Source organism: Streptomyces sp. NPDC032822 (assembly GCF_055578825.1).
Window position 1 is genome coordinate 173,200 of the sequence record NZ_JBVIOL010000011.1, and the last position, 24,584, is coordinate 197,783.

The following is a 24,584-nucleotide window of genomic DNA, read 5'->3' on the forward strand; positions in this document are numbered from 1 at the left end:
GCACGGACACGAAGGAGGGGCTCCCGTACCGGCAAGGTACGGGAGCCCCTCCTTCGTCTCCGCTGGCGGCCGTCAGCCGCCGAACTCGTGCAGACCCTTCAGCGCCTGCTCCAGCAGGGCCTCACGGCCCTCCAGCTCCCGGGCGAGCTTGTCGGCGCGGGCGTTGTTGCCCTGGCCCCGCGCCTGCTCGATCTGGCCCCTCAGCTTGTCGACCGCCGCCTGGAGCTGACCGGTCAGTCCCTCGGCACGCGCGCGTGCCTCCGGGTTGGTCCGGCGCCACTCGGTCTCCTCGGCCTCCTGGAGGGCCCGCTCGACCGCGTGCATCCGGCCCTCGACCTTCGGCCGCGCGTCGCGCGGCACATGGCCGACGGCCTCCCAGCGCTCGTTGAGCGAACGGAACGCGGCACGCGCGCTCTTGAGGTCGCCGATCGGCAGGAGCTTCTCGGCCTCCTCGGCCAGCTCCTCCTTCAGCTTCAGGTTCTCGGTCTGCTCGGCGTCCCGCTCGGCGAAGACCGAGCTGCGGGCGGCGAAGAAGACGTCCTGGGCACCGCGGAAGCGGTTCCACAGGTCGTCCTCGTGCTCGCGCTGGGCGCGGCCCGCGGCCTTCCACTCGGCCATCAGATCGCGGTAGCGCGCGGCCGTGGGACCCCAGTCCGTGGAACCGGACAGTGCCTCGGCCTCGCCGACCAGGCGCTCCTTGGTGCGACGGGCGTCCTCACGCTGCGCGTCCAGCGACGCGAAGTGCGCCTTGCGACGCTTGGAGAACGCCGAGCGGGCATGCGAGAAGCGGTGCCACAGCTCGTCGTCGGACTTGCGGTCGAGGCGCGGCAGCCCCTTCCAGGTGTCCACCAGGGCCCGCAGCCGCTCACCGGCCGCCCGCCACTGGTCCGACTGCGCCAGCTCCTCCGCCTCGACGACCAGCGCCTCCTTGGAGTGACGGGCCTCGTCGGACTGCTTGGCGCGCTGCTGCTTGCGCTCCTCGCGACGCTTGTCGACGGTCTCCACGAGCTTGTCCAGCCGGACCCGGAGGGCGGCCAGGTCGCCGACCGCGTGGTGGGCGTCGACCTGCTCGCGAATGTGATCGATGGCGACCTGTGCGTCCTTGGCCGACAGGTCGGTCGTCTTCACTCGCTTTTCGAGGAGGCCGATCTCGACCACCAGGCCCTCGTACTTGCGCTCGAAGTAGGCCAGCGCCTCCTCGGGGGAGCCGGCCTGCCAGGAGCCGACGACCTGCTCGCCGTCGGCCGTACGCACGTACACGGTCCCCGTCTCGTCGACGCGGCCCCACGGGTCGCTGCTCACAGCGCCTCCTCCACATGATGCCTGCGAGGGGCGTCAGCGCCCCCGAGCATCGTCCACAGTTTCGTCACGGCCAACATAGGCGACCGGCGGGTTGCCTGTCCGCATCCCGCGCGACCGAAATTTCGCAGTTGGGGGTCAGGATTTGGTGACGGTTGCCTTGTTGATGACGACCGTTGCGTTCGGTGCTCCGTCGCCCGCTCCGGTGCTCTCTCCGGCGGCGGCGATCTTCTTCAGCACCGTCATCCCGGCCTTGGAAACCGTACCGAACGGGGTGTAACTGGGCGGCAGCTGGCTGTCCTGGTAGACGAGGAAGAACTGGCTGCCGCCGGTGTTCGCCTGACCGGTGTTCGCCATGGCGATCGTGCCGGCCGGGTAGATGTTGTTCTTGAGCGTCTTGTCCTTCAGGTTCTCGTCCGGGATCGTGTAGCCGGGGCCACCGCTGCCGGCGCCGGTCGGGTCGCCGCACTGCAGCACGTAGATGCCGTTGGTGGTGAGCCGGTGGCACTTGGTGTGGTCGAAGTAGCCCTTGCCGGCGAGGAAGTCGAACGAGTTCACGGTGTGCGGGGCCGCCGACGCCTTCAGTGCGATGTCTATGTCACCGCAGGTCGTCGCCAGGGTCATCGTGTACTTCGCCGACTTGTCGATGGTGACCGCCGGCTCCTTCTTCCAGGTCGCCGTCTTGATCTTGCCCGCGGCGGGCTTCTCGCACGGGTCCGGCGCCTTGCTGGGCGCCGTCGGGCTCGGGGTCGTCTCGGCGTTCGCGTTGGTCTTGTCGTCGTCCTTGAGGGCGCCGGTCGTGTACAGCGCCACACTGCAGATCACGACCACGCCGAGTACCGACGCGATCACCGAGTTGCGCATGCGCGCCTTGCGTCGCGCGTCCGTACGCCGCTGCTGCTGCCGCAAGAACTTCTCCCGCGCGAGCTGCCGCTTCCGCTGTTCCTGGGTGACCACCGGATTCTCTCCTCATGCGTCTCGTACGCCTGCTGGGACGCATGCGTCTAGTGAGCCGACCGCCTGCGTGTGCCCCGTACCGTATATGGGTTCGCTGAGGAATCGGCAGCGCCGGTAGGCTCTGACCACAGGCGCAGTCGCCGAGCAGTCCACCCGTATCGACACAAACGAAGGACGATCGTGCTCATTGCCGGGTTCCCCGCCGGTGCCTGGGGGACGAACTGTTATCTCGTCGCCCCCGCCGCCGGTGAGGAGTGCGTGATCATCGACCCGGGCCACCAGGCCGCCCAGGGAGTCGAGGAAGCGCTGAGGAAGCATCGGCTCAAGCCCGTCGCGGTCGTCCTCACCCACGGCCACATCGACCATGTGGCCTCGGTCGTCCCGGTGTGCGGCGCACACGACGTACCGGCCTGGATCCACCCCGAGGACCGGTACATGATGAGCGACCCCGAGAAGGCGCTCGGCCGTTCCCTCGGGATGCCGCTGATGGGCGAGCTGACCGTGGGGGAGCCGGACGACGTCAAGGAGCTCACCGACGGCGCGCGGCTCGCCCTCGCGGGACTGGAGTTCTCCGTCGCGCACGCGCCGGGCCATACGAAGGGGTCGGTGACGTTCCGGATGCCCGAGAACACGGAGATCCCCTCCGTGTTCTTCTCCGGGGATCTGCTCTTCGCCGGCTCCATCGGACGCACCGACCTGCCCGGCGGCTCCCACGCCGAGATCCTCGACTCGCTGGCCCGTGTGTGCCTGCCGCTCGACGACTCGACCGTGGTGCTGTCCGGCCACGGCCCCCAGACGACCATCGGCCAGGAGCGCGCCACCAACCCGTATCTGCGGGAGGTGGCCTCCGGCGGCCAGGGAGCCCAGGACGCTCCCCGACGAGGAATGTGACGAGAGACCTTCCGTGAGCACCTTTCAGGCCCCCAAGGGCACGTACGACCTGATCCCGCCGGACAGCGCCAAGTACCTGGCGGTCCGCGAGGCGATCGCCTCGCCCCTGCGCAACTCCGGCTACGGCTACATCGAGACGCCCGGCTTCGAGAACGTCGAACTGTTCGCGCGCGGTGTCGGCGAGTCCACCGACATCGTGACGAAGGAGATGTACGCCTTCGAGACCAAGGGCGGCGACCAGCTCGCCCTGCGCCCCGAGGGCACCGCCTCCGTGCTGCGCGCCGCCCTGGAGGCCAACCTCCACAAGGCGGGCAACCTCCCCGTCAAGCTCTGGTACTCCGGCTCGTACTACCGCTACGAGCGTCCCCAGAAGGGCCGTTACCGGCACTTCTCCCAGGTCGGCGCCGAGGCGATCGGTGCGGAGGACCCGGCGCTGGACGCCGAGTTGATCATCCTCGCCGACCAGGCGTACCGCTCGCTGGGCCTGCGCGACTTCCGGATCCTCCTCAACAGCCTGGGCGACAAGGAGTGCCGTCCGGTGTACCGGGCCGCGCTCCAGGACTTCCTGCACGGCCTGGACCTCGACGCGGAGACGCTGCGCCGCGCGGACATCAACCCGCTGCGCGTCCTCGACGACAAGCGCCCCGACGTCCAGAAGCAGCTGGCCGACGCCCCGTTGCTGCGCGACTACCTCTGCGACGCCTGCAAGGCGTACCACGAGGAGGTCCGTGAGCTGATCACGGCGGCGGGCGTCTCCTTCGAGGACGACCCGAAGCTGGTGCGCGGCCTGGACTACTACACCCGGACCACCTTCGAGTTCGTGCACGACGGTCTGGGCTCCCAGTCCGCGGTGGGCGGCGGCGGCCGTTACGACGGACTGTCCGAGATGATCGGCGGCCCCGCGCTGCCGTCCGTCGGGTGGGCGCTGGGTGTCGACCGCACGGTCCTCGCCCTGGAGGCGGAGGGAGTCGAACTCGAACTCCCCTCCTCCACCAGCGTCTTCGCGGTTCCGCTCGGCGAGGAGGCCCGACGTGTCCTCTTCGCGAAGGTCACCGAGCTGCGCAAGGTGGGGATCGCCGCGGACTTCTCCTACGGTGCCAAGGGGCTCAAGGGCGCCATGAAGAACGCCAACCGCAGCGGGGCCCGGTACACGCTCGTCGCCGGTGAACGTGACCTTGCCGAGGGGGTCGTCCAGCTCAAGGACATGGAGTCCGGTGAGCAGGCCGCGGTCGGGGTCAACGAGATCGTGGCGGAGCTGGAGTCGAGGCTGGGCTGAGAGGGGAGTGGGGTGGGCGTGGGGTGGTCGTCGCCCCCGCCGCCCCTTCCCGTCCCGTTCCTGGGGGCTGCCGCCCCCAGACCCCCGCTTCGGCCCCGAAAGGGCCTCGTCCTCAAACGCCGGACGGGCTGACGGCTGGGCCTCAGTCGAGTAGGCCGTCGGACGGGCTGAAGGTGGGGCCTCAGTCGAGTAGGCCGTGTCGCATCGCGCTCGTCACGGCCGCGGTTCTGTCGTCCACGTCCAACTTGCCGAAGGCTCGCAGGAGATGGGTCTTCACCGTGGACTCGCCGATGAACAACCGGCGTCCGATCTCCGCGTTGGTGCAGCCCTCCGCCACCAGGCGCAGTACCGCGGTCTCGCGCTCCGACAGCCGTGGCCGTTCCGGCTTCGTCCGCAGCCGGTCCACCAGACGGGCGGCCACCGACGGTGCCAACACCGTCTCGCCCCGCGCGGCGGCCCGTACGGCCTCGGCCAGTTCCGCGCGGGGCAGATCCTTCAGCAGATAGCCCGCGGCGCCGGCCTCGACCGCGCGCAGGATGTCACGGTCCGTCTCGTACGTGGTCAGGACGATGACCCGGCACGGCAGTCCGGACTCGCTCATCCGGACGATGGAGTCCACGCCCCCGCCACCGGGCATCCGCAGGTCCATCAGCACGATGTCGGGCCGCAACTGCGCGGTCAGGGCCTCCGCCTGCGGCCCGCTGGACGCGTCGGCGACCACCTCCAGGTCCGGTTCCGCGGACAGCATCGCCCGCAGCCCCTCCCGTACGACGGGATGGTCGTCGGCCAGGATGATCCGGATCACGATGAGCTCCTCGGGGACGGGACGGGCAGGCTGACGGTCACCGTCGTACCGCCGCCGGGGACGCTGCGCACCCGGGCCGTCCCGCCGACTTCCGTGGCCCGGGCCCGCAGCCCCGCCAGACCGTAGCCGCCGGTCGCGGCGCTCACCGCGGAAGGGTCGAAGCCACAGCCGTCGTCGCGGACGGACATGGTGAGGGCGTCCTCGGCGTACGCCACCGTGATGCCGACCACCGCCGAACTCCCCGCGTGCTTGCGGGCGTTGGCCAGCGCCTCCTGGCAGGCCCGCAGGGCGACCACCTCGGGGCCGGCGGGGAGGGCCCGTACGGGGCCGGTCACCTCCAGCGTCGCCTCGTGACGGGCGGCCAGCCTGCGCAGGGCGTCCGGCAGCGAGGCGTCGGCGAGGTCGGCGGGCGCGCCCCCGGCGACCAGGGCACGGGCCTCGGCGAGGTTCAGCCGGGCCGTCTCGTCCATCAGCGCGAGATGGCGGCGGGCCTGGGCCACGTCGTGGTCGAGCTCCGCCTCGACGGCCTGGACCAGCATCAGCAGACTGGTGAAGCCCTGCGCGAGCGTGTCGTGGATCTCCCTGGCCATCCGTTCCCGCTCGGCCAGGGCGCCGTGCGCGGTCGACAGCCGGGAGATCTCGTGGCGGCTCGCGTCCAGCTCGGCGATCAGGTCGGCTCGCTCCTGGCTCTGTTCGATGATCCGGATGATCCAGGTGCCGACGGCCACCGAGAAGACGAGGGTGACCACGGCGAACAGCCCGTTGAAGAAGACGTCCTGGTCGCTCGGCCACCACACCAGGGCCCAGCCGAGGACGGGCGCGAGATTGATGACGGCGATCACCATCAGCGCCCGCCGGATCCGCAACGACATGAAGCACTGCGGGACCAGCGCGAAGGTCATCAGCCGGGTCTCGCCCACCAGGATCGCCGACGGCAGGAACAGTGCCATCGCCGCCACGAGATAGCCCAGGGCCTGCCGTTCCTCGGGCGGATCGCCCCGCAGGATGGGCCGCCCCACCCACACGAAGAGCGGGATCAGGGGGACGAGCAGCGCCGCCGCGGTGACCCGGACCGGCCACCCCGGGTGCTCCGTGCCGAGCACGAACACCAGGGTGGCCAGCCAGATGAGCGCGAAGTACGTGTCCCAGATCCGGAACGACCGCGCCCAGGTGTAGGCGCCCACGACATCGTCCGGGCCGTCGGTCACCCCTCGCGCCGGTTCTTCCACCGGAAGGTCAGCAGACACAGCAGCAATCCTCCGACGCACCACGCCCCCAGCACCAGGGCGATCCGCCCGAACTCCCAGCCGCCGGTCTGCTCCAGCACCTGCGCCGACTCCGGCAGGAACACCCCGCGCAACCCCTGGCACATCCACTTCAGCGGGAACAGCGCGCCGATGTTCAGCATCCAGTCGGGGATGGTGTCGATCGCGATGTACACCCCGGAGATGAACTGCAGCACCAGGAACGGCAGGACGACCACGGAACTCGCGCTCTTGCCGGTCTTGGGGATCGAGCTGACCGCGATGCCGAGCAGCGCGCACGCCGTGAGCCCGAGGACGAAGATCCAGGCGAACGCGAACCACCGGCCCCCGTCCGAGGGCAGGTCGATGTCGTAGAAGGCCGTGCCGACGGCGAGCAGGATCGCCGTCTCCAGCAGACCGCTGACCAGAACCAGCCAGATCTTGCCGAGGAAGTACGACGCCGGAGGCATCGGCGTGCCGCGCAGCCGCCGCAGCACCCTCTCGTCCCGTTCGATCGCGATCGAGATGCCGAGGGACTGGAAACTCGTCGACATGATGCCGGCGGCCATCATCGCCGGGACGTACAGCTGCGAGGCGGTGATGCCGGCGTTCTGCACGTCGTCCCGGAAGATCGACGCGAACAGGAAGAGGAACACCACCGGGAAGGCGAAGGTGAACACCACCTGGTCGCGCTGCCGGAAGAACTGCCGGAGTTCCAGGACACCCCGCCGCAGGCCGAGGCCCCAGACACCGGGCAGCCGATCGGCGAGGGCGTCCGCCCGGGGTCGTACGGCGGTCGTGGTCATCGCGCGTCCTCCTGTCCGGTCAGCCGGAGGTAGATGTCCTCCAACGTGGGGCGGCTCACCCGCAGCCCCGGGATCTCGCCGTCGAAGCGCCGCATCAGCGCGGCGACCGTCCGGGTCGGTGTGTCGGTGCGCTCCGCGCGCGGGGTGCCGTCGGCGTCGGTCCACTCGACGGTGGTGCCGGTGCCGTGCCGCTCGCGCAGACCCGCCGGTTCGCCCTCGGCGACGACCCGTCCCCGGGCGACGATCGCCAGCCGGTCCGCGAGGGCCTCCGCCTCCTCCAGGTAGTGCGTGGTCAGCATGATGGTGGTGCCCTCGGCGGAGAGCTTGCGGATCAGATCCCAGAACTGCCGCCGGGCCGCCGGGTCGAAGCCGGTCGTCGGCTCGTCCAGGAGCAGCAGCTCGGGGCTGCCGATCACCCCGAGCGCCACGTCGAGCCGGCGCCGCTGCCCGCCGGAGAGCGCCTTGATCCGGCTGGCCGCCTTCGCCTCCAGACCGACCAGGCCGATGACCTCCTCCGGGTCCCGCGGCCTCGGGTAGTAGTGGGCGAAATGTCGCACGGTCTCGCGGACCGTCAACTCGGCGGGCGCGGATTCGTCCTGCCAGACGATTCCGACACGTGAGCGCCACGCGCGCGTGCCGTGCGCCGGATCAGCCCCCAGGACGGACACCTCGCCCGCGTCCCGGTTCCGGTTGCCCTGGAGGATCTCCACCGTCGTGCTCTTGCCGGCCCCGTTGGGTCCCAGCAGGCCGAAGACCTCACCCCGGCGGATTCCGAGATCGATCCCGTCGACCGCGGTCACGTCGCCGTACTGCTTGCGCAGCCCCCGTACGTCCACCGCGAGTTCGTTCGCGTGTGTTGTCATGCCGTCGAGCCTCGTCCGGAACCGAACGCTCCGGGACGACCGTGCGTACTTCCTTATGTCCACCGAACGGTGGACAGCGCCATGCGTGCGGCACAATGGCCCCTGCCCGAAGAAGGTCCAACTCTCAAGTGACGGAATCGGCGTGATGAGCAAGACCACAGTGAAGGACGTCTCCACCGACCCCGAGCCGGAGCGCGTCGCCGCCGAGCCGCGCACGGCGGGCGGCAGCCGAGCGTTCGCCCTGCTGCTGATCATCACCGGCGCCGCCGGGCTGCTCGCCGCGTGGGTCATCACGATCGACAAGTTCAAGCTGCTCGAAGCCAAGGTCGCGGGCACCAGCTTCACCCCCGGCTGCAGCCTGAACCCCGTCGTCTCCTGCGGCAGCGTCATGGAGAGCAAGCAGGCCGCGGCCTTCGGGTTCCCCAACCCGATGCTCGGCCTCGTCTGCTACGGCATCGTCATCGGCGTCGGCATGAGCCTGCTCGCCCGCGCCCGCTTCCCGCGCTGGTACTGGCTCACCTTCAACTTCGGCACGCTCTTCGGAGTGGCCTTCTGCACCTGGCTGCAGTTCCAGTCGCTGTACCGGATCAACGCCCTGTGCCTGTGGTGCTCCCTGGCATGGGTCGCCACGATCCTCATGTTCTGGTACGTGACGTCGTTCAACGTCCGCAACGACTTCCTGCCCGCCCCGCGCTGGCTGAAGAGCTTCTTCGGCGAGTTCACCTGGGTCATGCCGGTCCTGCACATCGGCATCATCGGCATGCTGATCCTGACCCGCTGGTGGGACTTCTGGACCAGCTGACCCCCCCGGTGCCGGGCCGCCCCACGGCTCGTCGGGGATTGTCAGTGGTGTGACATAGGGTTTTCGGTGTGGAGCCCGACCTGTTCACCGCCGCAGCCGAAGAACGCCAGGAGAAGGACCCGACCGGGAGCCCCCTGGCGGTCCGGATGCGCCCGCGCACCCTCGACGAGGTGGTGGGCCAGCAACACCTGCTGAAGCCCGGCTCGCCCCTGCGCCGACTGGTCGGCGAGGGCGCCGGCGGCCCCGCCGGACCCTCCTCGGTCATCCTCTGGGGCCCGCCCGGCACCGGCAAGACCACCCTGGCGTACGTCGTCTCCAAGGCCACCAACAAGCGCTTCGTGGAGCTGTCGGCGATCACCGCCGGCGTCAAGGAGGTCCGCGCGGTCATCGAGGGCGCCCGCCGTGCCACCGGGGGCTACGGCAAGGAGACCGTCCTCTTCCTCGACGAGATCCACCGCTTCAGCAAGGCCCAGCAGGACTCCCTGCTCCCGGCCGTCGAGAACCGCTGGGTGACCCTGATCGCGGCGACGACGGAGAACCCGTACTTCTCGGTGATCTCGCCGCTGCTGTCCCGCTCCCTCCTCCTCACCCTCGAACCGCTGACCGACGAGGACCTGCGGGGCCTGCTCCGCCGGGCCCTCACCGACGAGCGCGGCCTCAAGAGCGCCGTCACCCTCCCCGAGGACACCGAGGAACACTTCCTGCGGATCGCCGGCGGCGACGCCCGGCGCGCGCTGACCGCCCTGGAAGCCGCCGCCGGGGCCGCGCTCGACAAGGGCGACCCCGAGATCACCCTCCAGACCCTGGAGGAGACCGTCGACCGAGCCGCGGTGAAGTACGACCGGGACGGCGACCAGCACTACGACGTGGCCAGCGCCCTCATCAAGTCGATCCGCGGCTCCGACGTCGACGCGGCCCTGCACTACCTGGCCCGCATGATCGAGGCCGGCGAGGACCCCCGCTTCATCGCCCGCCGCCTGATGATCTCCGCCAGCGAGGACATCGGCCTCGCCGACCCGAACGCCCTGCCGATCGCGGTCGCCGCCGCCCAGGCCGTCGCCATGATCGGCTTCCCCGAGGCCGCCCTCACCCTCAGCCACGCCACCATCGCCCTGGCCCTGGCCCCGAAGTCGAACTCCGCGACGACCGCGATCGGCGCCGCCATGGAGGACGTACGCAAGGGCCATGCCGGCTCGGTGCCCATGCATCTGCGCGACGGGCACTACAAGGGCGCGGCCAAGCTCGGCCACGCGCAGGGCTACGTGTACCCGCACGACCTGCCCGAGGGCATCGCGGCCCAGCAGTACGCGCCGGAGGAACTGAAGGACCGGGAGTACTACGAGCCGACCCGGCACGGAGCCGAGGCACGCTACGCGGACGCGGTGGAGTGGACGAGGAAACACCTCGGTCGAGGGCGGTCCTGACCACCCTGTAGACTCCTTCAAGCGCTGCGTCCCGTGCCTGTCCCCTCGCAAGAGGTGCCAGGCGCCACCAGAACGGGACATGCAGCCGGAGCCCCCACCTCGCGTGGGGATTCCAGGAGCGTCGCGCACCGTCGAAGGTGTCGCGGGCAGCCCACCACCCTCCCGAATCTCCGGGAACGGTCGGTGGGCCACTCGCGTGCTGCACGTATGTGCCCAGACCAGGGAGCGGCTGCCTCAAAGGTCCGACCGACCGGACCCGCGGGGTTTCCCAGGCTGCGGATGCGACCTCCCTTAACTCTGGTGAGCCGAAATCCAGGAAAGAGAAAAAGACAGTGGCGAATCAGTCCCGCCCCAAGGTCAAGAAGTCGCGTGCCCTCGGCATCGCGCTGACCCCGAAGGCCGTCAAGTACTTCGAGGCCCGTCCCTACCCGCCGGGCGAGCACGGTCGTGGCCGCAAGCAGAACTCGGACTACAAGGTCCGTCTGCTGGAGAAGCAGCGTCTGCGCGCGCAGTACGACGTGTCCGAGCGCCAGCTCGTCCGCGCCTACGAGCGTGCCGCCAAGACGCAGGGCAAGACCGGTGAGGCGCTGGTCATCGAGCTGGAGCGTCGTCTCGACGCGCTGGTCCTGCGTTCGGGCATCGCCCGCACGATCTACCAGGCCCGCCAGATGGTCGTCCACGGTCACATCGAGGTCAACGGCGGCAAGGTCGACAAGCCGTCGTTCCGCGTCAAGCCCGACGACGTCGTGATGGTCCGCGAGCGCAGCCGCAGCAAGACGCTGTTCGAGGTCTCCCGCGCCGGTGGCTTCGCCCCCGACGGCGAGACCCCGCGCTACCTCCAGGTGAACCTCGGCGCCCTGGCGTTCCGCCTGGACCGCGAGCCGAACCGCAAGGAGATCCCGGTGATCTGCGACGAGCAGCTCGTCGTCGAGTACTACGCCCGCTGATCTCCAGCCGGACGCAGCACCACCTCAGCCCGTCGTCTCCCCACCCTGCCGGGTGGGCGAGGCGGCGGGTTCGTGTGTGTCCAGGCGCAGCGTCGCCGTCGCATGCCGCACCGGCCCGCGCGGCGCCGGCACCGCCTCCGGCGGACAGTCCCCGCTAGGCCCCAGCGCCCGCGCCACCGCCATGTCCCGGCCGAGCCCGGCGCCCCGCCGTACGCACTCCTCGTAGCGCTCGTCGCCCAACTGCTCCCGGGCGACGGCCTCGCACCGCTCGTGCGGCCCGTTGTAGTAGGCGGAGCCGAAGAGGGGCAGCCCCACCGACGGCCACATCGACGCGGCGGCACCCTGCAGCAGGGCCGCCTCCGCCGGATCGCCCTCCGTGGCCGTGACCAGCGCCAGCAGCTCGATCGTCAGCACCGAGCCGAGCAGGTCGTGGAAGGCATGGGCACCGGACAGGCACTCCGTCAGCAGATCGCGGGCACCCGCCGGATCGCCCTCGCACCAGGCCGCGTAGGCCAGGACATACAGTGCGTACGCCCGCGCCCAGCGCTCACCGTGGTCCTCGCAGACCTGACGGACGTCCTCGCACAGCCGCACCGCCTCCGCCAGATCGCCCTGGAACGCCCGGGTCATCGCCAGCTCCACCTGACCCATCAGCACATTGCTGTTGAGCTCGCCGATCTCCCGGTAGCGGTCCAGCGCCGAACGCAGCAGGGTCTCCGCGCGGGCCATGTCGTCGGTTACCAGGGCCAGACAGCCGGTGCGGTGCTCGGCGTACGCCACCGCCGTGGGGTTCCCGGTGCGCTCCGCCTCCTGGCGGCACTCGTGGAGCGCCGCCAGCGCGGGCACCCGGTCACCCTGGAGGACGGCCACATAGCCGAGCACCCACAGCGCCTTCAGCCGCGGCTGCTCGTGGTCCGACTCCAGCCCGACACTGCGCTCCAGCCAGTGCCGTCCCTCCGACAGCCGCCCGCAGCCGGCCCAGTGGAACCAGAGCGAGCCCGCCAGGTACTGGCCCAGATGGACCTCGTCCGGCTCGGACAGGCAGTACTCCAGGGCGCGGCGCAGGTTCGGCAGCTCCGCCTCGATCCGCGCGGCCACCTCGTGCTGGCGCGACGAGAACCAGTCCAGCTCGCACCAGGTGGCCAGGCCCAGATACCAGTCGCGGTGCCTGCGCCGCAGCCGCAGCCCGTCTCCCGTCGCCTCCAGCCAGTCGGCGCCGTACGCCCCGACCGTGTCCAGCATCCGATAGCGGACGCCCGTCGCGGTCTCCTCGCGGCCCACCACGGACTGGGCGAGCAACTCCGTCAGGACGTCCAGCACGTCCTCGGCGGCGAGACCGTCCCCGCCGCACACGTACTCGGCGGCCTCCAGGTCGAACCGTCCGGCGAACACCGACAGCCGCGACCACAGCAACCGCTCCTCGGGCGTGCACAGTTCATGGCTCCAGCCGATCGTCGTACGCAGTGCCTGATGCCGGGGGAGCGCGTCCCGCCCGCCGCCCGTCAGCAGCTGGAACCGGTCGTCGAGCCGTTCGAGGAGCTGCCCGGGGGACAGGGCCCGCAGCCGTCCCGCGGCCAGCTCGATCGCCAGCGGGATGCCGTCCAGCCGCCGGCACAGCTCCCGTACGTCAGGATCGTCCCGGAGCGCGAGCCCCAGCCGGTCCGCCCGCTCCAGGAACAGTTCCGCCGCCTCGTCCTCGCTCAGCGGGCCGAGCGTGAACACGCGCTCGCCCGCGACGGCCAGCGGCCTGCGGCCCACGGCGAGGATCCGCAGCCCCGGCACCCGGCGCAGCAGCTCCGCCACCAGCTCGGCGCACGCGTCCACCAGGTGCTCGAACCCGTCGAGGACCAGCAGGAGGCGGCGCCCCGCGAGCTGAGCGAGCAGGATCTCGCGCGGCGGCCGGGCGGTGTGATCCGTCAGACCGAGCGCCTCCACGACGGCGTGCTCGACGAACGCCGGATCGCGCACCGGCGCCAGCTCGACGCGCCACACACCGTCCCCGGCGGCGGACCGGGCGGCCCGCGCCGCCAGACGCGACTTGCCCACCCCGCCCACACCCGTGACGGTCACGAGCCGCGCGGTGTCGAGCGCCCCCGCCAGCGCGGCGAGTTCGGCCGTGCGGCCCACGAACGCGTCGGGCTCCAGGGGCAGATCGCCGTTCACCGGGGTGCCGGCGGGCTGAGGGATGCGCATAGGACACGGAGCGTACTGAACCGTATGCATTCCGTACAATCGCTGTGCGCGACCCGGCTGCGCGCGGGCCGTAATCCGGTTCGGACCCGGACCCCCGGCGCGATAGGCTCGTCGCACGACTTTTTCGATACGCAGGCATGTTTCAGGGAGCGGGTGCACACAGTGTCCGGTGGCGAGGTGGCCGGGATCCTGGTGGCCGTCTTCTGGGCGATCCTGGTGTCCTTCCTCGCCGTCGCACTGGCGAGGCTGGCCCAGACGCTCAGGGCGACCACCAAGCTCGTGGCGGACGTGACCGACCAGGCGGTCCCGCTGCTGGCCGAGGCCTCCACGGCGGTGCGCTCCGCGCAGACCCAGATCGAGCGGGTCGACTCGATCGCCTCGGACGTCCAGGAAGTCACGTCGAACGCGTCCGCGCTGTCGACCACCGTCGCCTCCACCTTCGGCGGCCCCCTGGTGAAGGTCGCCGCCTTCGGCTACGGCGTGCGCCGGGCCCTCGGGGGCGGCCGCAAGGACGACAGGCCCGCCAAGGAGCCCCGGCGTACCGTGATCGTCGGCCGCACGGTGTCTCGGCGGAACAAGCGGAGCACCCAAGGGAAAAGGGACTGAGAGCCAGCGATGTTCCGCCGTACCTTCTGGTTCAGCACGGGCGTCGCCGCCGGTGTCTGGGCCACCACCAAGGTCAACCGCAAGCTGAAGCAGCTGACCCCCGAGAACCTCGCCGCGACCGCGGCGAACAAGGCTCTTGAGGCAGGTCACCGCATCAAGGACCGCGCGGTGGGCTTCGCGCTCGACGTCCGTGAAGGCATGGTCCAGCGCGAGGCCGAGCTGGGGGAGGCGTTGGGGATCAACGAGAACCCCGAACTCCCCGCACCCCGGCGCTTCGCCGCCATCGAGAACCGCAGCAACCCGAAGTCCGTCGACAACGACAGGACGACGTACACGTACAACCGGAATGAGGACCACTGATGGAGTCGGCCGAGATTCGTCGCCGCTGGTTGAGCTTCTTCGAGGAACGCGGGCACACCGTCGTCCCTTCGGCGTCGCTCATCGCGGACGACCCGACTCTGCTCCTGGTCCCGGCCGGCATGGTGCCCTTCAAGCCCTACTTCCTGGGTGAGGTCAAGCCGCCGTTCGCCCGCGCCACCAGCGTGCAGAAGTGCGTGCGTACACCGGACATCGAAGAGGTCGGCAAGACCACCCGGCACGGCACGTTCTTCCAGATGTGCGGCAACTTCTCCTTCGGCGACTACTTCAAGGAAGGCGCCATCAAGTACGCCTGGGAGCTGCTCACCAGCCCCCAGGACAAGGGCGGTTACGGCCTGGAGCCGGAGAAGCTCTGGATCACGGTCTACAAGGACGACGACGAGGCCGAGCGCATCTGGCACGACGTCGTCGGCGTGCCCAAGGAGCGCATCCAGCGCCTCGGCATGAAGGACAACTACTGGTCCATGGGCGTTCCCGGCCCGTGCGGCCCCTGTTCCGAGATCAACTACGACCGCGGCCCCGAGTTCGGCGTCGAGGGCGGCCCCGCCGTCAACGACGAGCGGTACGTGGAGATCTGGAACCTCGTCTTCATGCAGTACGAGCGCGGCGAGGGCATCGGCAAGGACAACTTCGAGATCCTGGGCGACCTGCCGAGCCAGAACATCGACACGGGCCTCGGCATGGAGCGGCTCGCCATGATTCTGCAGGGCGTGCAGAACATGTACGAGATCGACACCTCCATGGCCGTCATCAAGAAGGCCACCGAGCTGACCGGTGTCGAGTACGGCGAAGCCCACGGCTCGGACGTCTCCCTGCGCGTGGTCACCGACCACATGCGCACCTCGGTGATGCTCATCGGCGACGGCGTGACCCCCGGCAACGAGGGCCGCGGCTACGTCCTGCGCCGCATCATGCGCCGCGCCATCCGCAACATGCGGCTGCTCGGGGCCGGCGGCCCGGTCGTCATGGACCTCATCGACACGGTCATCGCGATGATGGGCCAGCAGTACCCGGAGCTGGTCACCGACCGCGAGCGCATCGAGAAGGTCGCCGTCGCCGAGGAGAACGCCTTCCTCAAGACGCTCAAGGCCGGCACCAACATCCTCGACACCGCCGTCCTGGACACCAAGGCCTCCGGCGGCCAGGTCCTCGCCGGCGACAAGGCCTTCCTGCTCCACGACACCTGGGGCTTCCCGATCGACCTCACCCTGGAGATGGCCGCCGAACAGGGCCTCTCCGTGGACGAGGACGGCTTCCGGCGTCTGATGAAGGAGCAGCGGGAGCGCGCCAAGGCTGACGCCCAGGCCAAGAAGACCGGCCACGCCGGCACCGGCGCCTACCGCGAGATCGCCGACAAGGCCGGCGCCACCGACTTCATCGGCTACGCGGACACCGAGAGCGAGTCCACCATCGTCGGCATCCTCGTCGACGGCACCTCCTCCCCGGCCGCCACCGAGGGCGACGAGGTGGAGATCGTCCTCGACCGCACTCCCTTCTACGCCGAGGGCGGCGGCCAGATCGGCGACACCGGCCGCATCAAGGTGGAGTCCGGGGCCGTCATCGAGATCCGCGACTGCCAGAAGCCGGTGCCCGGGGTGTACGTCCACAAGGGCGTCGTCCAGTTCGGCGAGGTCACCGTCGGCGCCAAGGCCCTCGCCTCGATCGACTCCCGCCGTCGCACGGCCATCGCCCGCGCCCACTCGGCCACCCACCTCACCCACCAGGCCCTGCGCGACGCCCTCGGCCCGACGGCCGCCCAGGCCGGTTCGGAGAACCAGCCCGGCCGCTTCCGCTTCGACTTCGGTTCCCCCTCGGCCGTTCCCACGGCCGTGATGACCGACGTCGAGCAGAAGATCAACGAGGTGCTCGCCCGCGACCTGGACGTCCGCGCCGATGTCATGGGCATCGACGAGGCCAGGAAGCAGGGCGCCATCGCCGAGTTCGGCGAGAAGTACGGCGAGCGGGTCCGCGTCGTGACCATCGGCGACTTCTCCAAGGAGCTGTGCGGCGGCACGCACGTCCACAACACCTCCCAGCTCGGCCTGGTGAAGCTGCTCGGCGAGTCGTCGATCGGCTCGGGCGTACGCCGTATCGAGGCCCTCGTCGGCGTCGACGCCTACAACTTCCTCGCCCGGGAGCACACGGTCGTCGCCCAGCTCCAGGAACTGGTCAAGGGCCGGCCGGAGGAACTCCCGGAGAAGATCTCCGCCATGCTCGGCAAGCTGAAGGACGCCGAGAAGGAGATCGAGAAGTTCCGCGCCGAGAAGGTGCTCCAGGCCGCCGCCGGTCTCGTCGAGTCCGCCAAGGACGTCCACGGGATCGCCGTCGTCACCGGACAGGTCCCGGACGGCACGACCCCCGACGACCTGCGCAGGCTGGTCCTCGACGTGCGCGGTCGCATCCAGGGGGGCCGGGCCGCGGTGGTCGCCCTGTTCACGGTCAACAACGGCAAGCCGCTCACGGTCATCGCCACCAACGAGGCCGCCCGCGAGCGCGGCCTCAAGGCCGGCGACCTGGTCCGTACGGCCGCCAAGACCCTCGGTGGCGGCGGTGGCGGCAAGCCGGACGTCGCCCAGGGCGGTGGCCAGCACCCGGCCGCCGTCGGCGAGGCCGTCGAGGCCGTCGAGCGGCTCGTGGCGGACACCGCCAAGTGAGCGACGATGTTCGGGCGGGCGACGAGAGCCGGGGCATGCGCCGCGGCCGTCGCCTCGCCATCGATGTCGGGGACGCCCGGATCGGGGTCGCCTCGTGCGACCCCGACGGGATCCTCGCCACCCCGGTGGAGACGGTTCCCGGCCGGGACGTCCCCGCGGCTCACCGCCGGTTGCGTCAACTGGTCGAGGAGTACGAGCCGATCGAGGTCGTCGTCGGCCTCCCGCGCTCCCTCAAGGGGGGCGAGGGCCCGGCCGCGGTCAAGGTCCGCGGCTTCGCCCAGGAGCTCGCCCGGGGGATCGCACCCGTCCCGGTCCGCCTCCTGGACGAGCGGATGACGACGGTGACGGCCAGTCAGGGACTGCGCGCTTCCGGCGTGAAGTCGAAAAAGGGCAGATCGGTCATCGACCAGGCGGCGGCCGTGATCATTCTCCAGCAGGCGCTGGAATCCGAACGGGTGTCAGGTAAAGCTCCCGGCGAGGGCGTCGAAGTGGTCATCTGATCGCGATACGGTAACGTTCCGCGCGATGCGGAGGTGTTCGAACAGCCTCCGCACAGAGAGAGACGGAAACGGGAGCCGAGCCGAAAGCCACGCGCCCGCCGCCGCCTCGCGGCTCTAGGGGATCGATGACTGAGTATGGCCGGGGCCAAGGCTCCGAACCGTGGCATCCGGAGGACCCGTTGTACGGGGACGACGGATGGGGCGGACAGCAGGCCCCCACGGGCCAGCAGTCCCCCTACGGCGGCCAGCCGCAGCACTATCCGGAGCAGCCGCAGCAGCCGCAGTACGACAACGGCGGCTGGGGCGACGGCCAGCAGGCCGCATACGGTCAGGCGCAGCAGCACTACCAGCAGGAGTACGGCGAGCAGCAGTTCGATCCGCAGTACGGGCAGCAGCAGTACGACCCACAGCAGCAGGCGCAGCAACAGTACGACCAGCAGCAGGCCCTGGCTCAGCAGCAGGCCCAGCAGCAGTACGACCAGCAGCAGTACGACCAGCAGGCCCAGGCCCAGCAGCAGTACGACAACGGCGGCTGGGCCACCGGCACGCACACGCACGTCCAGTACACCGACCCGGCGGACCCGTACGGGCAGCAGGGCATGGCGTACGGCGAGCAGCAGCCCGACTACTACGGCACCCCGGACGCCTATCCGCCGCCGGAGCCACCCACCCGCCGACGCGCCGAACCCGAGCCGAAGCCCGACTGGGATCCCGGCCCCGACCAGGGTGAACACGCCTTCTTCGCGGGCGGCGGCGACGAAGACGAGGCTGACGACGACGAGCCCGGGGGCCGTGGCGGCCGGGGTGACCGCAAAGGCCGTGGGGGCAAGCCAAAGAAACGTCGCAGCGGATGCGCCTGTCTGGTGGTCCTCCTGGTGTTCGGTGGAGGACTCGGCGGCGTCACGTACTTCGGCTACCAGTTCTACAAGGATCGTTTCGGTGCGGCTCCGGACTTCGAGGGCGACGGCACCGGCACGACGGTGACCGTCGAGATCCCCAAGGGCGCGGGCGGCTACGAGATCGGCCGTCGGCTCAAGGAGGGTGGCGTCATCAAGAGCGTCGACGCCTTCGTCTCCGCGCAGGAGCAGAATCCCGACGGGAAGAAGATCCAGGCCGGCGCCTATCTCATGAAGAAGGAGATGTCTGCCGCCAGCGCCGTCGAGTTGATGCTCGACCCCAAGAGCCAGAACAATGTGCTGGTCAAGCCCGGCGAGCGCAATATCAGCGTCTACAAGGCGATCGACAAGCAGCTCGACCTGTCCTCCGGCAGCACCCGGAAGGTCGCCGACAAGAAATTCGCGAGCCTCGGACTGCCCGACTGGGCGAACGACAACGAGGACATCAAGGACCCGCTGGAGGGCTTCCTCTATCCCGGCACCTATGCCGCCGCCAAGGGCATGAAGCCCGAGACGGTTCTCAAGGAAATGGTGTCCCGGGCCACGAAGAAGTACGGCGAGTACGACCTCGACGCCAAGGCCGAGGCGCTGGATCTGGACAGTCCGCTGCAGGTCATCACGGTCGCCAGCCTCGTTCAGGCCGAGGGCAAGACCAGTGACGACTTCCGCAAGATGGCCGAGGTGGTCTACAACCGCCTCAAGTCCACCAACACCGAGACCAACCAGTTGCTGCAGTTCGACTCGACCTTCAACTACCTGCAGAACGAGAGCAACATCGACATCAGCGAGTCGGAGATCAACAGCAACCAGGACCCGTACAACACGTACACCCAGAAGGGTCTGCCGCCCGGTCCCATCGGAAACCCCGGTGACGAGGCGATGAAGGCGGCGCTGAATCCGACCGACGACGGCTGGCTCTACTTCGTGGCCACCGACGGGGTGAACAAGACCGAATTCGCGAAGACCTACGCGGCATTCGAAAAGCTCAAGGACAAGTTCAATGAGAGCTCGGGCAGCTGACGCCCGCCGGGCCGCGGTGCTCGGCAAGCCCATCGCCCACTCCCTCTCGCCGGTGCTGCACCGCGCCGCGTACGAGGAACTGGGCCTCACCGGGTGGTCGTACGACCGGTTCGAGCTCGACGAGGCCGCCCTGCCCGGCTTCTTCGCGGAACTCGGGCCGGAGTGGGCCGGACTGTCGCTGACCATGCCGCTCAAGCGGGCCGTCATCCCGCTGCTCGACGGGATCAGCGAGACGGCGGCCTCGGTCGACGCGGTCAACACGGTCGTGTGCACCGAGGACGGCCGCCGGGTCGGCGACAACACCGACATCCCCGGCATGGTCGCCGCCCTGCGCGAGCACGGCATCGAGCAGGTCGACTCGGCCGCCATCCTCGGCGCCGGTGCCACCGCCTCCTCCGCGCTCGCCGCACTGGCCCGCGTCTGCACCGGCGAGGTCGTCGCCTATGTGCGCAGCGAGGCCCGTGCCGCCGAGATGCGGGAGTGGGGCGAGCGGCTGGACGTCGAGGTCCGGACGGCGGACTGGGCCGACGCCGAACAGGCCCTGCGCGCACCGCTCGTCATCGCCACCACCCCGGCCGGGACGACCGACGTGCTCTCCTCTGCCGTACCGGAACGCCCTGCCACCCTCTTCGACGTGCTCTACGACCCGTGGCCCACCGCGCTCGCCGCCCGCTGGTCCGCGTACGGCGGCGCCGTCGTCAGCGGACTCGACCTGCTGGTGCACCAGGCGGTCCTCCAGGTCGAGCAGATGACGGGATGCTCCCCGGCCCCGCTGGCCGCCATGCGCAAGGCGGGAGAACAGGCGCTCGCGGCTCGCTGAGCCGCCGCTCGGCGGAGGGCGGGACGAGGGTGCGCCGTCCGTCCTGTGGACCGGAGGCCTGGGACGGGGCCCGGACGTGGGAGGATCGGGGGTGGCGGGCCAGGGCCGCGCACCTGGTCGGGCCGTCGCCGTACGCGAGGACGAGCGTACGAAGGGCAGTACCAGGGCGCGAGCACTGAGGAGCACCGTTGAGCAGGTTGCGCTGGCTGACCGCGGGGGAGTCCCACGGTCCCGCACTCGTGGCGACGCTGGAGGGTCTTCCCGCCGGCGTGCCGATCACCACGGAGATGGTGGCGGACCACCTGGCCCGGCGCCGCCTCGGCTATGGACGCGGTGCGCGCATGAAGTTCGAGCGTGACGAGATCACCTTCATCGGTGGTGTGCGGCACGGCCTCACCCTCGGCTCCCCGGTCGCGATCATGGTGGGTAACACCGAGTGGCCGAAGTGGGAACAGGTCATGGCGGCCGACCCGATCGACCCGGAGATCCTCGCGGGGCTGGCCCGTAACGCCCCGCTGACCCGCCCGCGTCCCGGTCACGCGGACCTCGCGGGCATGCAGAAGTACGGCTTCGACGAGGCCCGTCCGATCCTGGAGCGTGCCTCGGCGCGCGAGACGGCGGCCCGGGTGGCGCTGGGTGCGGTGGCCCGGTCGTACCTGAAGGAGACGGCCGGCATCGAGATCGTCTCGCACGTCGTCGAGCTGGCCGCGGCGAAGGCGCCCTACGGCGTCTACCCCCAGCCCTCCGACGTCGAGAAGCTGGACGCGGACCCGGTGCGCTGCCTGGACGCGGACGCGTCGAAGGCGATGGTCGCGGAGATCGACCAGGCCCACAAGGACGGCGACACCCTCGGTGGTGTGGTCGAGGTCCTGGCCTACGGCGTGCCGGTGGGCCTGGGCTCGCATGTGCACTGGGACCGGCGGCTGGACGCCCGGCTGGCCGCCGCGCTGATGGGGATCCAGGCGATCAAGGGGGTCGAGGTCGGTGACGGCTTCGACCTGGCGCGGGTGCCGGGCTCGAAGGCACACGACGAGATCATCGCCACCGACGAGGGCATCAGGCGGGCGACGGGCCGTTCCGGTGGCACCGAGGGCGGGTTGACCACGGGTGAGCTGCTGCGGGTGCGGGCGGCGATGAAGCCGATCGCGACCGTGCCGCGGGCCCTGCAGACGGTGGACGTGGCCACCGGTGAGGCCACGCAGGCCCATCACCAGCGCTCGGACGTGTGCGCGGTGCCGGCCGCCGGGATCGTCGCGGAGGCGATGGTCGCGCTGGTGCTGGCGGACGCGGTGGCGGAGAAGTTCGGCGGCGACAGCGTGGCCGAGACACACCGCAACGTCCTGTCGTACCTCGACAACCTGCCGGTCCGATGAGCGCGGTGCCGCTGGTCGTCCTCGTCGGGCCGATGGGCGTGGGCAAGTCGACGGTGGGCCAACTGCTCGCCGAGCGGCTCGGTGTCGGCTACCGCGACACCGACGACGACATCGTCGCCGAACAGGGCCGCAGCATCGCCGAGATCTTCGTCGACGAGGGCGAGCCGGTCTTCCGGGCGATCGAGAAGGCCGCCGTGCAGCGGGCGCTCGCCGGCCACGACGGAGTCCTCGCACTGGGCGGCGGCTCGATCCTGGACGAGGACACCCGCGCCCTGCTCGCCGAGCAACGCGTCGTCTACCTCTCCATGGACGTCGAGGAAGCGGTCAAGCGCACCGGTCTGAACGCCGCCCGGCCGCTCCTCGCGGTCAACCCGCGCAAGCAGTGGCGCGAGCTGATGGAGGCGCGGCGGCACCTGTACGAGCAGATCGCCACGGCCGTCGTCGCCACGGACGGCCGTACACCCGAAGAGGTCACCCAAGTCGCCCTGGACGCTTTGGAGTTGGCTGCAACCCCCGGGGGGCACCCCCCGGACCCCCGGCCGGAGGACGTAATGGCGAACCAGGTGACGAGGATCCAGGTCGGCGGTACCGCGGGCAGCGAGCCCTACGAGGTCCTGGTGGGCCGGCAACTCCTGGGCGAGCTGCCCGGGTTGATCGGCGACCGGGTCAAGCGGGTCGCGATCGTCCACCCCGAGGCACTGGCCGAGACCGGCGACGCGCTCCGCGCCGACCTCGCCGGACAGGGCTACGAGGTCGTCGCCATCCAGGTGCCGAACGCGGAGGAGGCCAAGACCTACGAGGTCGCCGCCTACTGCTGGAAGGCGCTCGGCCAGTCCGGCTTCACCCGGTCCGACGTCGTCGTCGGTGTCGGCGGCGGCGCCACCACGGACCTCGCCGGGTTCGTGGCCGCGACCTGGCTGCGCGGGGTGCGCTGGATCGCCGTCCCGACCACCGTGCTGGCCATGGTGGACGCGGCCGTCGGCGGCAAGACCGGCATCAACACCGCCGAGGGCAAGAACCTCGTCGGCGCCTTCCACCCGCCGGCCGGCGTCCTGTGCGACCTGGCCGCCCTCGACTCCCTCCCGGTCAACGACTACGTCTCCGGGCTCGCCGAGATCATCAAGGCGGGCTTCATCGCCGACCCGGCGATCCTGGAGCTCGTCGAGTCCGACCCTCAGGCCGCGCGCACCCCGGCCGGCCCGCACACCGCCGAGCTCATCGAGCGGTCCATCCGGGTCAAGGCCGAGGTCGTCTCCTCCGACCTCAAGGAATCGGGTCTCCGGGAGATCCTGAACTACGGCCACACGCTCGCGCACGCCATCGAGAAGAACGAGCGCTACCAGTGGCGGCACGGCGCCGCGGTCTCGGTCGGCATGCACTTCGCCGCCGAACTCGGCCGTCTCGCCGGCCGGTTGGACGACGCCACGGCCGACCGCCATCGCGCGGTCCTGGAATCCGTCGGGCTGCCGCTGCACTACCGCTACGACCAGTGGCCCAAGCTGCTGGAGACCATGAAGGTCGACAAGAAGTCCCGCGGCGACCTGTTGCGCTTCATCGTCCTGGACGGTCTGGCCAAACCCACCGTGCTGGAGGGCCCCGACCCGGCCGTCCTCCTCGCCGCGTACGGCGAAGTGGGCGAGTAAGTCCCCGGGTACGCCTTCCGCCCGATTCGCTTTGCGGGACCGGGCACTTCGCGCTGCTCCCGGCCGTTGCACCAAACGACGGCCGGGGGCGGTACCGTTCGGTAGCGAGGCGGGGTGGTCCCCCGCCGTCAGCGCCCCATCGCCTGTACGAGACGGAGTGGCACCGGATGCAGCACGCAGTGGGTTCTCCGCTGCCGCAGCCCCACCAGCCGGGGCACGGACCGGCCACCGGCTGGTCGCCGGCCGCACACCACCCGGGGTCGCACCACCCGGGCGCACACCAGGGGTCCGCCCCCGTGCCGCCCCCGCCACCCGCCCCCGCTCCGGGCTTCACCGGCGCGCCCCCGGCGCCCGTACCCCCCGCCCCGCAGCACGCCCCGGCTCCGCAGCACGCCGCGGCCCCGTCCGCGCCGGACACCACCGGTCATCTGCCGTTGCCGCCAGGCGCCCCCGTCGCCATGCCGAGCGCGCCGCCCGCGGCTTCCGCCGCCGACTCCGGCGGCACCACCCTGGCGGTCCTGCTCATCGGCCCGGCCGGCGCCGGCAAGACCAGCGTGGCCAAGTACTGGGCGGACCACCGCCGGGTTCCCACCGCCCACATCAGCCTCGACGACGTACGCGAGTGGGTCCGCTCCGGCTTCGCCGACCCGCAGTCCGGGTGGAACGACCACTCCGAGGCGCAGTACCGCCTCGCCCGCCGCACCTGCGGCTTCGCGGCCCGCAACTTCCTCGCCAACGGCATCTCCTGCATCCTCGACGACGCCGTCTTCCCCGACCGCCCGGTCGTCGGCCTCGGCGGCTGGAAGCGCCACGTGGGCCCGGGACTGCTCCCCGTGGTCCTGCTGCCGGGCCTGGAGATCGTCCTGGAGCGCAACGCCGAACGCTCCGGGAACCGCCGCCTCACCGACGAGGAGGTCGCCCGCATCCACGGCCGCATGGCGGGCTGGTACGGCTCCGGCCTCCCCATCATCGACAACTCCCAGCTCGACGTCCCCCAGACGGCCCGGATCCTGGACGACGTACTGGCACGATCCATAGCAAGCCCACCTCAGTGGTGAACGAGCGGGACTGAACCCACCCGACAGGCGTGCGGGGCTGTATCGATGTGCGGCTCCGCCGCGTGCGATCCGCCACGGCCCGGGGGACGGCACACAGGCGTCGCCGCACCCCGTCCCCCGAACGGCACC

Annotated in this window: 21 protein-coding genes; 14 read left to right on the top strand and 7 right to left on the bottom strand. The window is 70.6% G+C overall.

Annotation, left to right across the window (positions count from 1 at the left end):
- Positions 1-72 precede the first annotated feature (72 nt).
- Positions 73-1,302 (bottom strand): DUF349 domain-containing protein, encoded by a 1,230-nt coding sequence (locus tag ACZ5VD_RS29180; protein WP_468552215.1) that lies wholly within the window; start codon positions 1,300-1,302, stop codon positions 73-75.
- A 135-nt stretch (positions 1,303-1,437) separates the two neighbouring features.
- Positions 1,438-2,256, bottom strand: a complete 819-nt coding sequence (locus tag ACZ5VD_RS29185) for a peptidylprolyl isomerase (RefSeq protein WP_468552214.1) — start codon at positions 2,254-2,256, stop codon at positions 1,438-1,440.
- 180 nt (positions 2,257-2,436) lie between these two features.
- Between ACZ5VD_RS29185 and ACZ5VD_RS29190 the strand changes: the two genes are divergently transcribed.
- Positions 2,437-3,147, top strand: coding sequence for an MBL fold metallo-hydrolase (locus tag ACZ5VD_RS29190; protein ID WP_468552213.1), 711 nt, complete (start codon positions 2,437-2,439; stop codon positions 3,145-3,147).
- 13 nt (positions 3,148-3,160) lie between these two features.
- Positions 3,161-4,423: a histidine--tRNA ligase gene (hisS, locus tag ACZ5VD_RS29195; protein ID WP_468683773.1), complete on the top strand. Its 1,263-nt coding sequence runs from the start codon at positions 3,161-3,163 to the stop codon at positions 4,421-4,423.
- Positions 4,424-4,604: 181 nt separating this feature from the next.
- On the opposite strand, the gene ACZ5VD_RS29200 is transcribed toward hisS, so the two are convergent.
- Genes ACZ5VD_RS29200 through ACZ5VD_RS29215 form a run of 4 tightly spaced genes read right to left on the bottom strand, consistent with a single transcriptional unit; the run spans position 4,605 to position 8,141 of the window.
- Positions 4,605-5,228 carry a response regulator gene (locus tag ACZ5VD_RS29200; RefSeq protein WP_468552211.1) on the bottom strand — a complete coding sequence of 208 codons (624 nt, stop codon included), beginning with the start codon at positions 5,226-5,228 and terminating at the stop codon, positions 4,605-4,607.
- Positions 5,225-6,475 (bottom strand): sensor histidine kinase, encoded by a 1,251-nt coding sequence (locus ACZ5VD_RS29205; RefSeq protein ID WP_468552210.1) that lies wholly within the window; start codon positions 6,473-6,475, stop codon positions 5,225-5,227. Before ACZ5VD_RS29205 ends, ACZ5VD_RS29200 begins: the two co-directional genes overlap by 4 nt.
- Positions 6,433-7,278, bottom strand: a complete 846-nt coding sequence (locus ACZ5VD_RS29210) for an ABC transporter permease (RefSeq protein ID WP_468552209.1) — start codon at positions 7,276-7,278, stop codon at positions 6,433-6,435. The genes ACZ5VD_RS29205 and ACZ5VD_RS29210 overlap by 43 nt, the downstream gene beginning before the upstream one ends.
- Positions 7,275-8,141 (bottom strand): ABC transporter ATP-binding protein, encoded by an 867-nt coding sequence (locus ACZ5VD_RS29215; RefSeq protein ID WP_468552208.1) that lies wholly within the window; start codon positions 8,139-8,141, stop codon positions 7,275-7,277. Before ACZ5VD_RS29215 ends, ACZ5VD_RS29210 begins: the two co-directional genes overlap by 4 nt.
- 145 nt (positions 8,142-8,286) lie before the next feature.
- On the opposite strand from ACZ5VD_RS29215, the gene ACZ5VD_RS29220 reads away from it, so the two are divergent.
- The 3 genes from ACZ5VD_RS29220 to rpsD all read left to right on the top strand — a co-directional run bounded on the left by ACZ5VD_RS29220 (position 8,287) and on the right by rpsD (position 11,314).
- Positions 8,287-8,943 carry a vitamin K epoxide reductase family protein gene (locus ACZ5VD_RS29220; RefSeq protein ID WP_468552207.1) on the top strand — a complete coding sequence of 219 codons (657 nt, stop codon included), beginning with the start codon at positions 8,287-8,289 and terminating at the stop codon, positions 8,941-8,943.
- Between the two features lie 68 nt (positions 8,944-9,011).
- Positions 9,012-10,367 (top strand): replication-associated recombination protein A, encoded by a 1,356-nt coding sequence (locus tag ACZ5VD_RS29225; protein ID WP_468683774.1) that lies wholly within the window; start codon positions 9,012-9,014, stop codon positions 10,365-10,367.
- 332 nt (positions 10,368-10,699) lie between these two features.
- Complete coding sequence (gene rpsD / locus ACZ5VD_RS29230; protein WP_468552205.1) at positions 10,700-11,314, top strand: 30S ribosomal protein S4; 615 nt, start codon at positions 10,700-10,702, stop codon at positions 11,312-11,314.
- Between the two features lie 24 nt (positions 11,315-11,338).
- On the opposite strand, the gene ACZ5VD_RS29235 is transcribed toward rpsD, so the two are convergent.
- Entirely contained in the window at positions 11,339-13,507 is a 2,169-nt protein-coding gene (locus tag ACZ5VD_RS29235; protein ID WP_468683775.1) for an ATP-binding protein, read from the bottom strand.
- Between the two features lie 153 nt (positions 13,508-13,660).
- On the opposite strand from ACZ5VD_RS29235, the gene ACZ5VD_RS29240 reads away from it, so the two are divergent.
- The 9 genes from ACZ5VD_RS29240 to ACZ5VD_RS29280 all read left to right on the top strand — a co-directional run bounded on the left by ACZ5VD_RS29240 (position 13,661) and on the right by ACZ5VD_RS29280 (position 24,455).
- Positions 13,661-14,113, top strand: coding sequence for a DUF948 domain-containing protein (locus ACZ5VD_RS29240; protein WP_468552203.1), 453 nt, complete (start codon positions 13,661-13,663; stop codon positions 14,111-14,113).
- 9 nt (positions 14,114-14,122) lie between these two features.
- On the top strand, positions 14,123-14,473 hold the full coding sequence (locus ACZ5VD_RS29245) for a hypothetical protein (protein WP_468552202.1): 351 nt from the start codon (positions 14,123-14,125) through the stop codon (positions 14,471-14,473).
- Positions 14,473-17,145: an alanine--tRNA ligase gene (gene alaS, locus ACZ5VD_RS29250; protein WP_468552201.1), complete on the top strand. Its 2,673-nt coding sequence runs from the start codon at positions 14,473-14,475 to the stop codon at positions 17,143-17,145. Before ACZ5VD_RS29245 ends, alaS begins: the two co-directional genes overlap by 1 nt.
- Before the next feature lie 35 nt (positions 17,146-17,180).
- Complete coding sequence (ruvX, locus tag ACZ5VD_RS29255) at positions 17,181-17,645, top strand: Holliday junction resolvase RuvX (protein WP_468552357.1); 465 nt, start codon at positions 17,181-17,183, stop codon at positions 17,643-17,645.
- 125 nt (positions 17,646-17,770) lie between these two features.
- The gene (gene mltG / locus ACZ5VD_RS29260; RefSeq protein WP_468683777.1) at positions 17,771-19,561 is read left to right on the top strand and encodes an endolytic transglycosylase MltG; all 1,791 of its coding nucleotides are present in this window, start codon (positions 17,771-17,773) and stop codon (positions 19,559-19,561) included.
- Positions 19,542-20,381: a shikimate dehydrogenase gene (locus ACZ5VD_RS29265; protein WP_468683778.1), complete on the top strand. Its 840-nt coding sequence runs from the start codon at positions 19,542-19,544 to the stop codon at positions 20,379-20,381. Before mltG ends, ACZ5VD_RS29265 begins: the two co-directional genes overlap by 20 nt.
- Before the next feature lie 188 nt (positions 20,382-20,569).
- Entirely contained in the window at positions 20,570-21,754 is a 1,185-nt protein-coding gene (aroC, locus tag ACZ5VD_RS29270) for a chorismate synthase (RefSeq protein WP_468552198.1), read from the top strand.
- On the top strand, positions 21,751-23,397 hold the full coding sequence (aroB, locus tag ACZ5VD_RS29275) for a 3-dehydroquinate synthase (RefSeq protein WP_468552197.1): 1,647 nt from the start codon (positions 21,751-21,753) through the stop codon (positions 23,395-23,397). The genes aroC and aroB overlap by 4 nt, the downstream gene beginning before the upstream one ends.
- Before the next feature lie 167 nt (positions 23,398-23,564).
- Positions 23,565-24,455 carry a Pro-rich N-terminal domain-containing protein gene (locus ACZ5VD_RS29280; protein ID WP_468683779.1) on the top strand — a complete coding sequence of 297 codons (891 nt, stop codon included), beginning with the start codon at positions 23,565-23,567 and terminating at the stop codon, positions 24,453-24,455.
- Positions 24,456-24,584 lie beyond the last annotated feature (129 nt).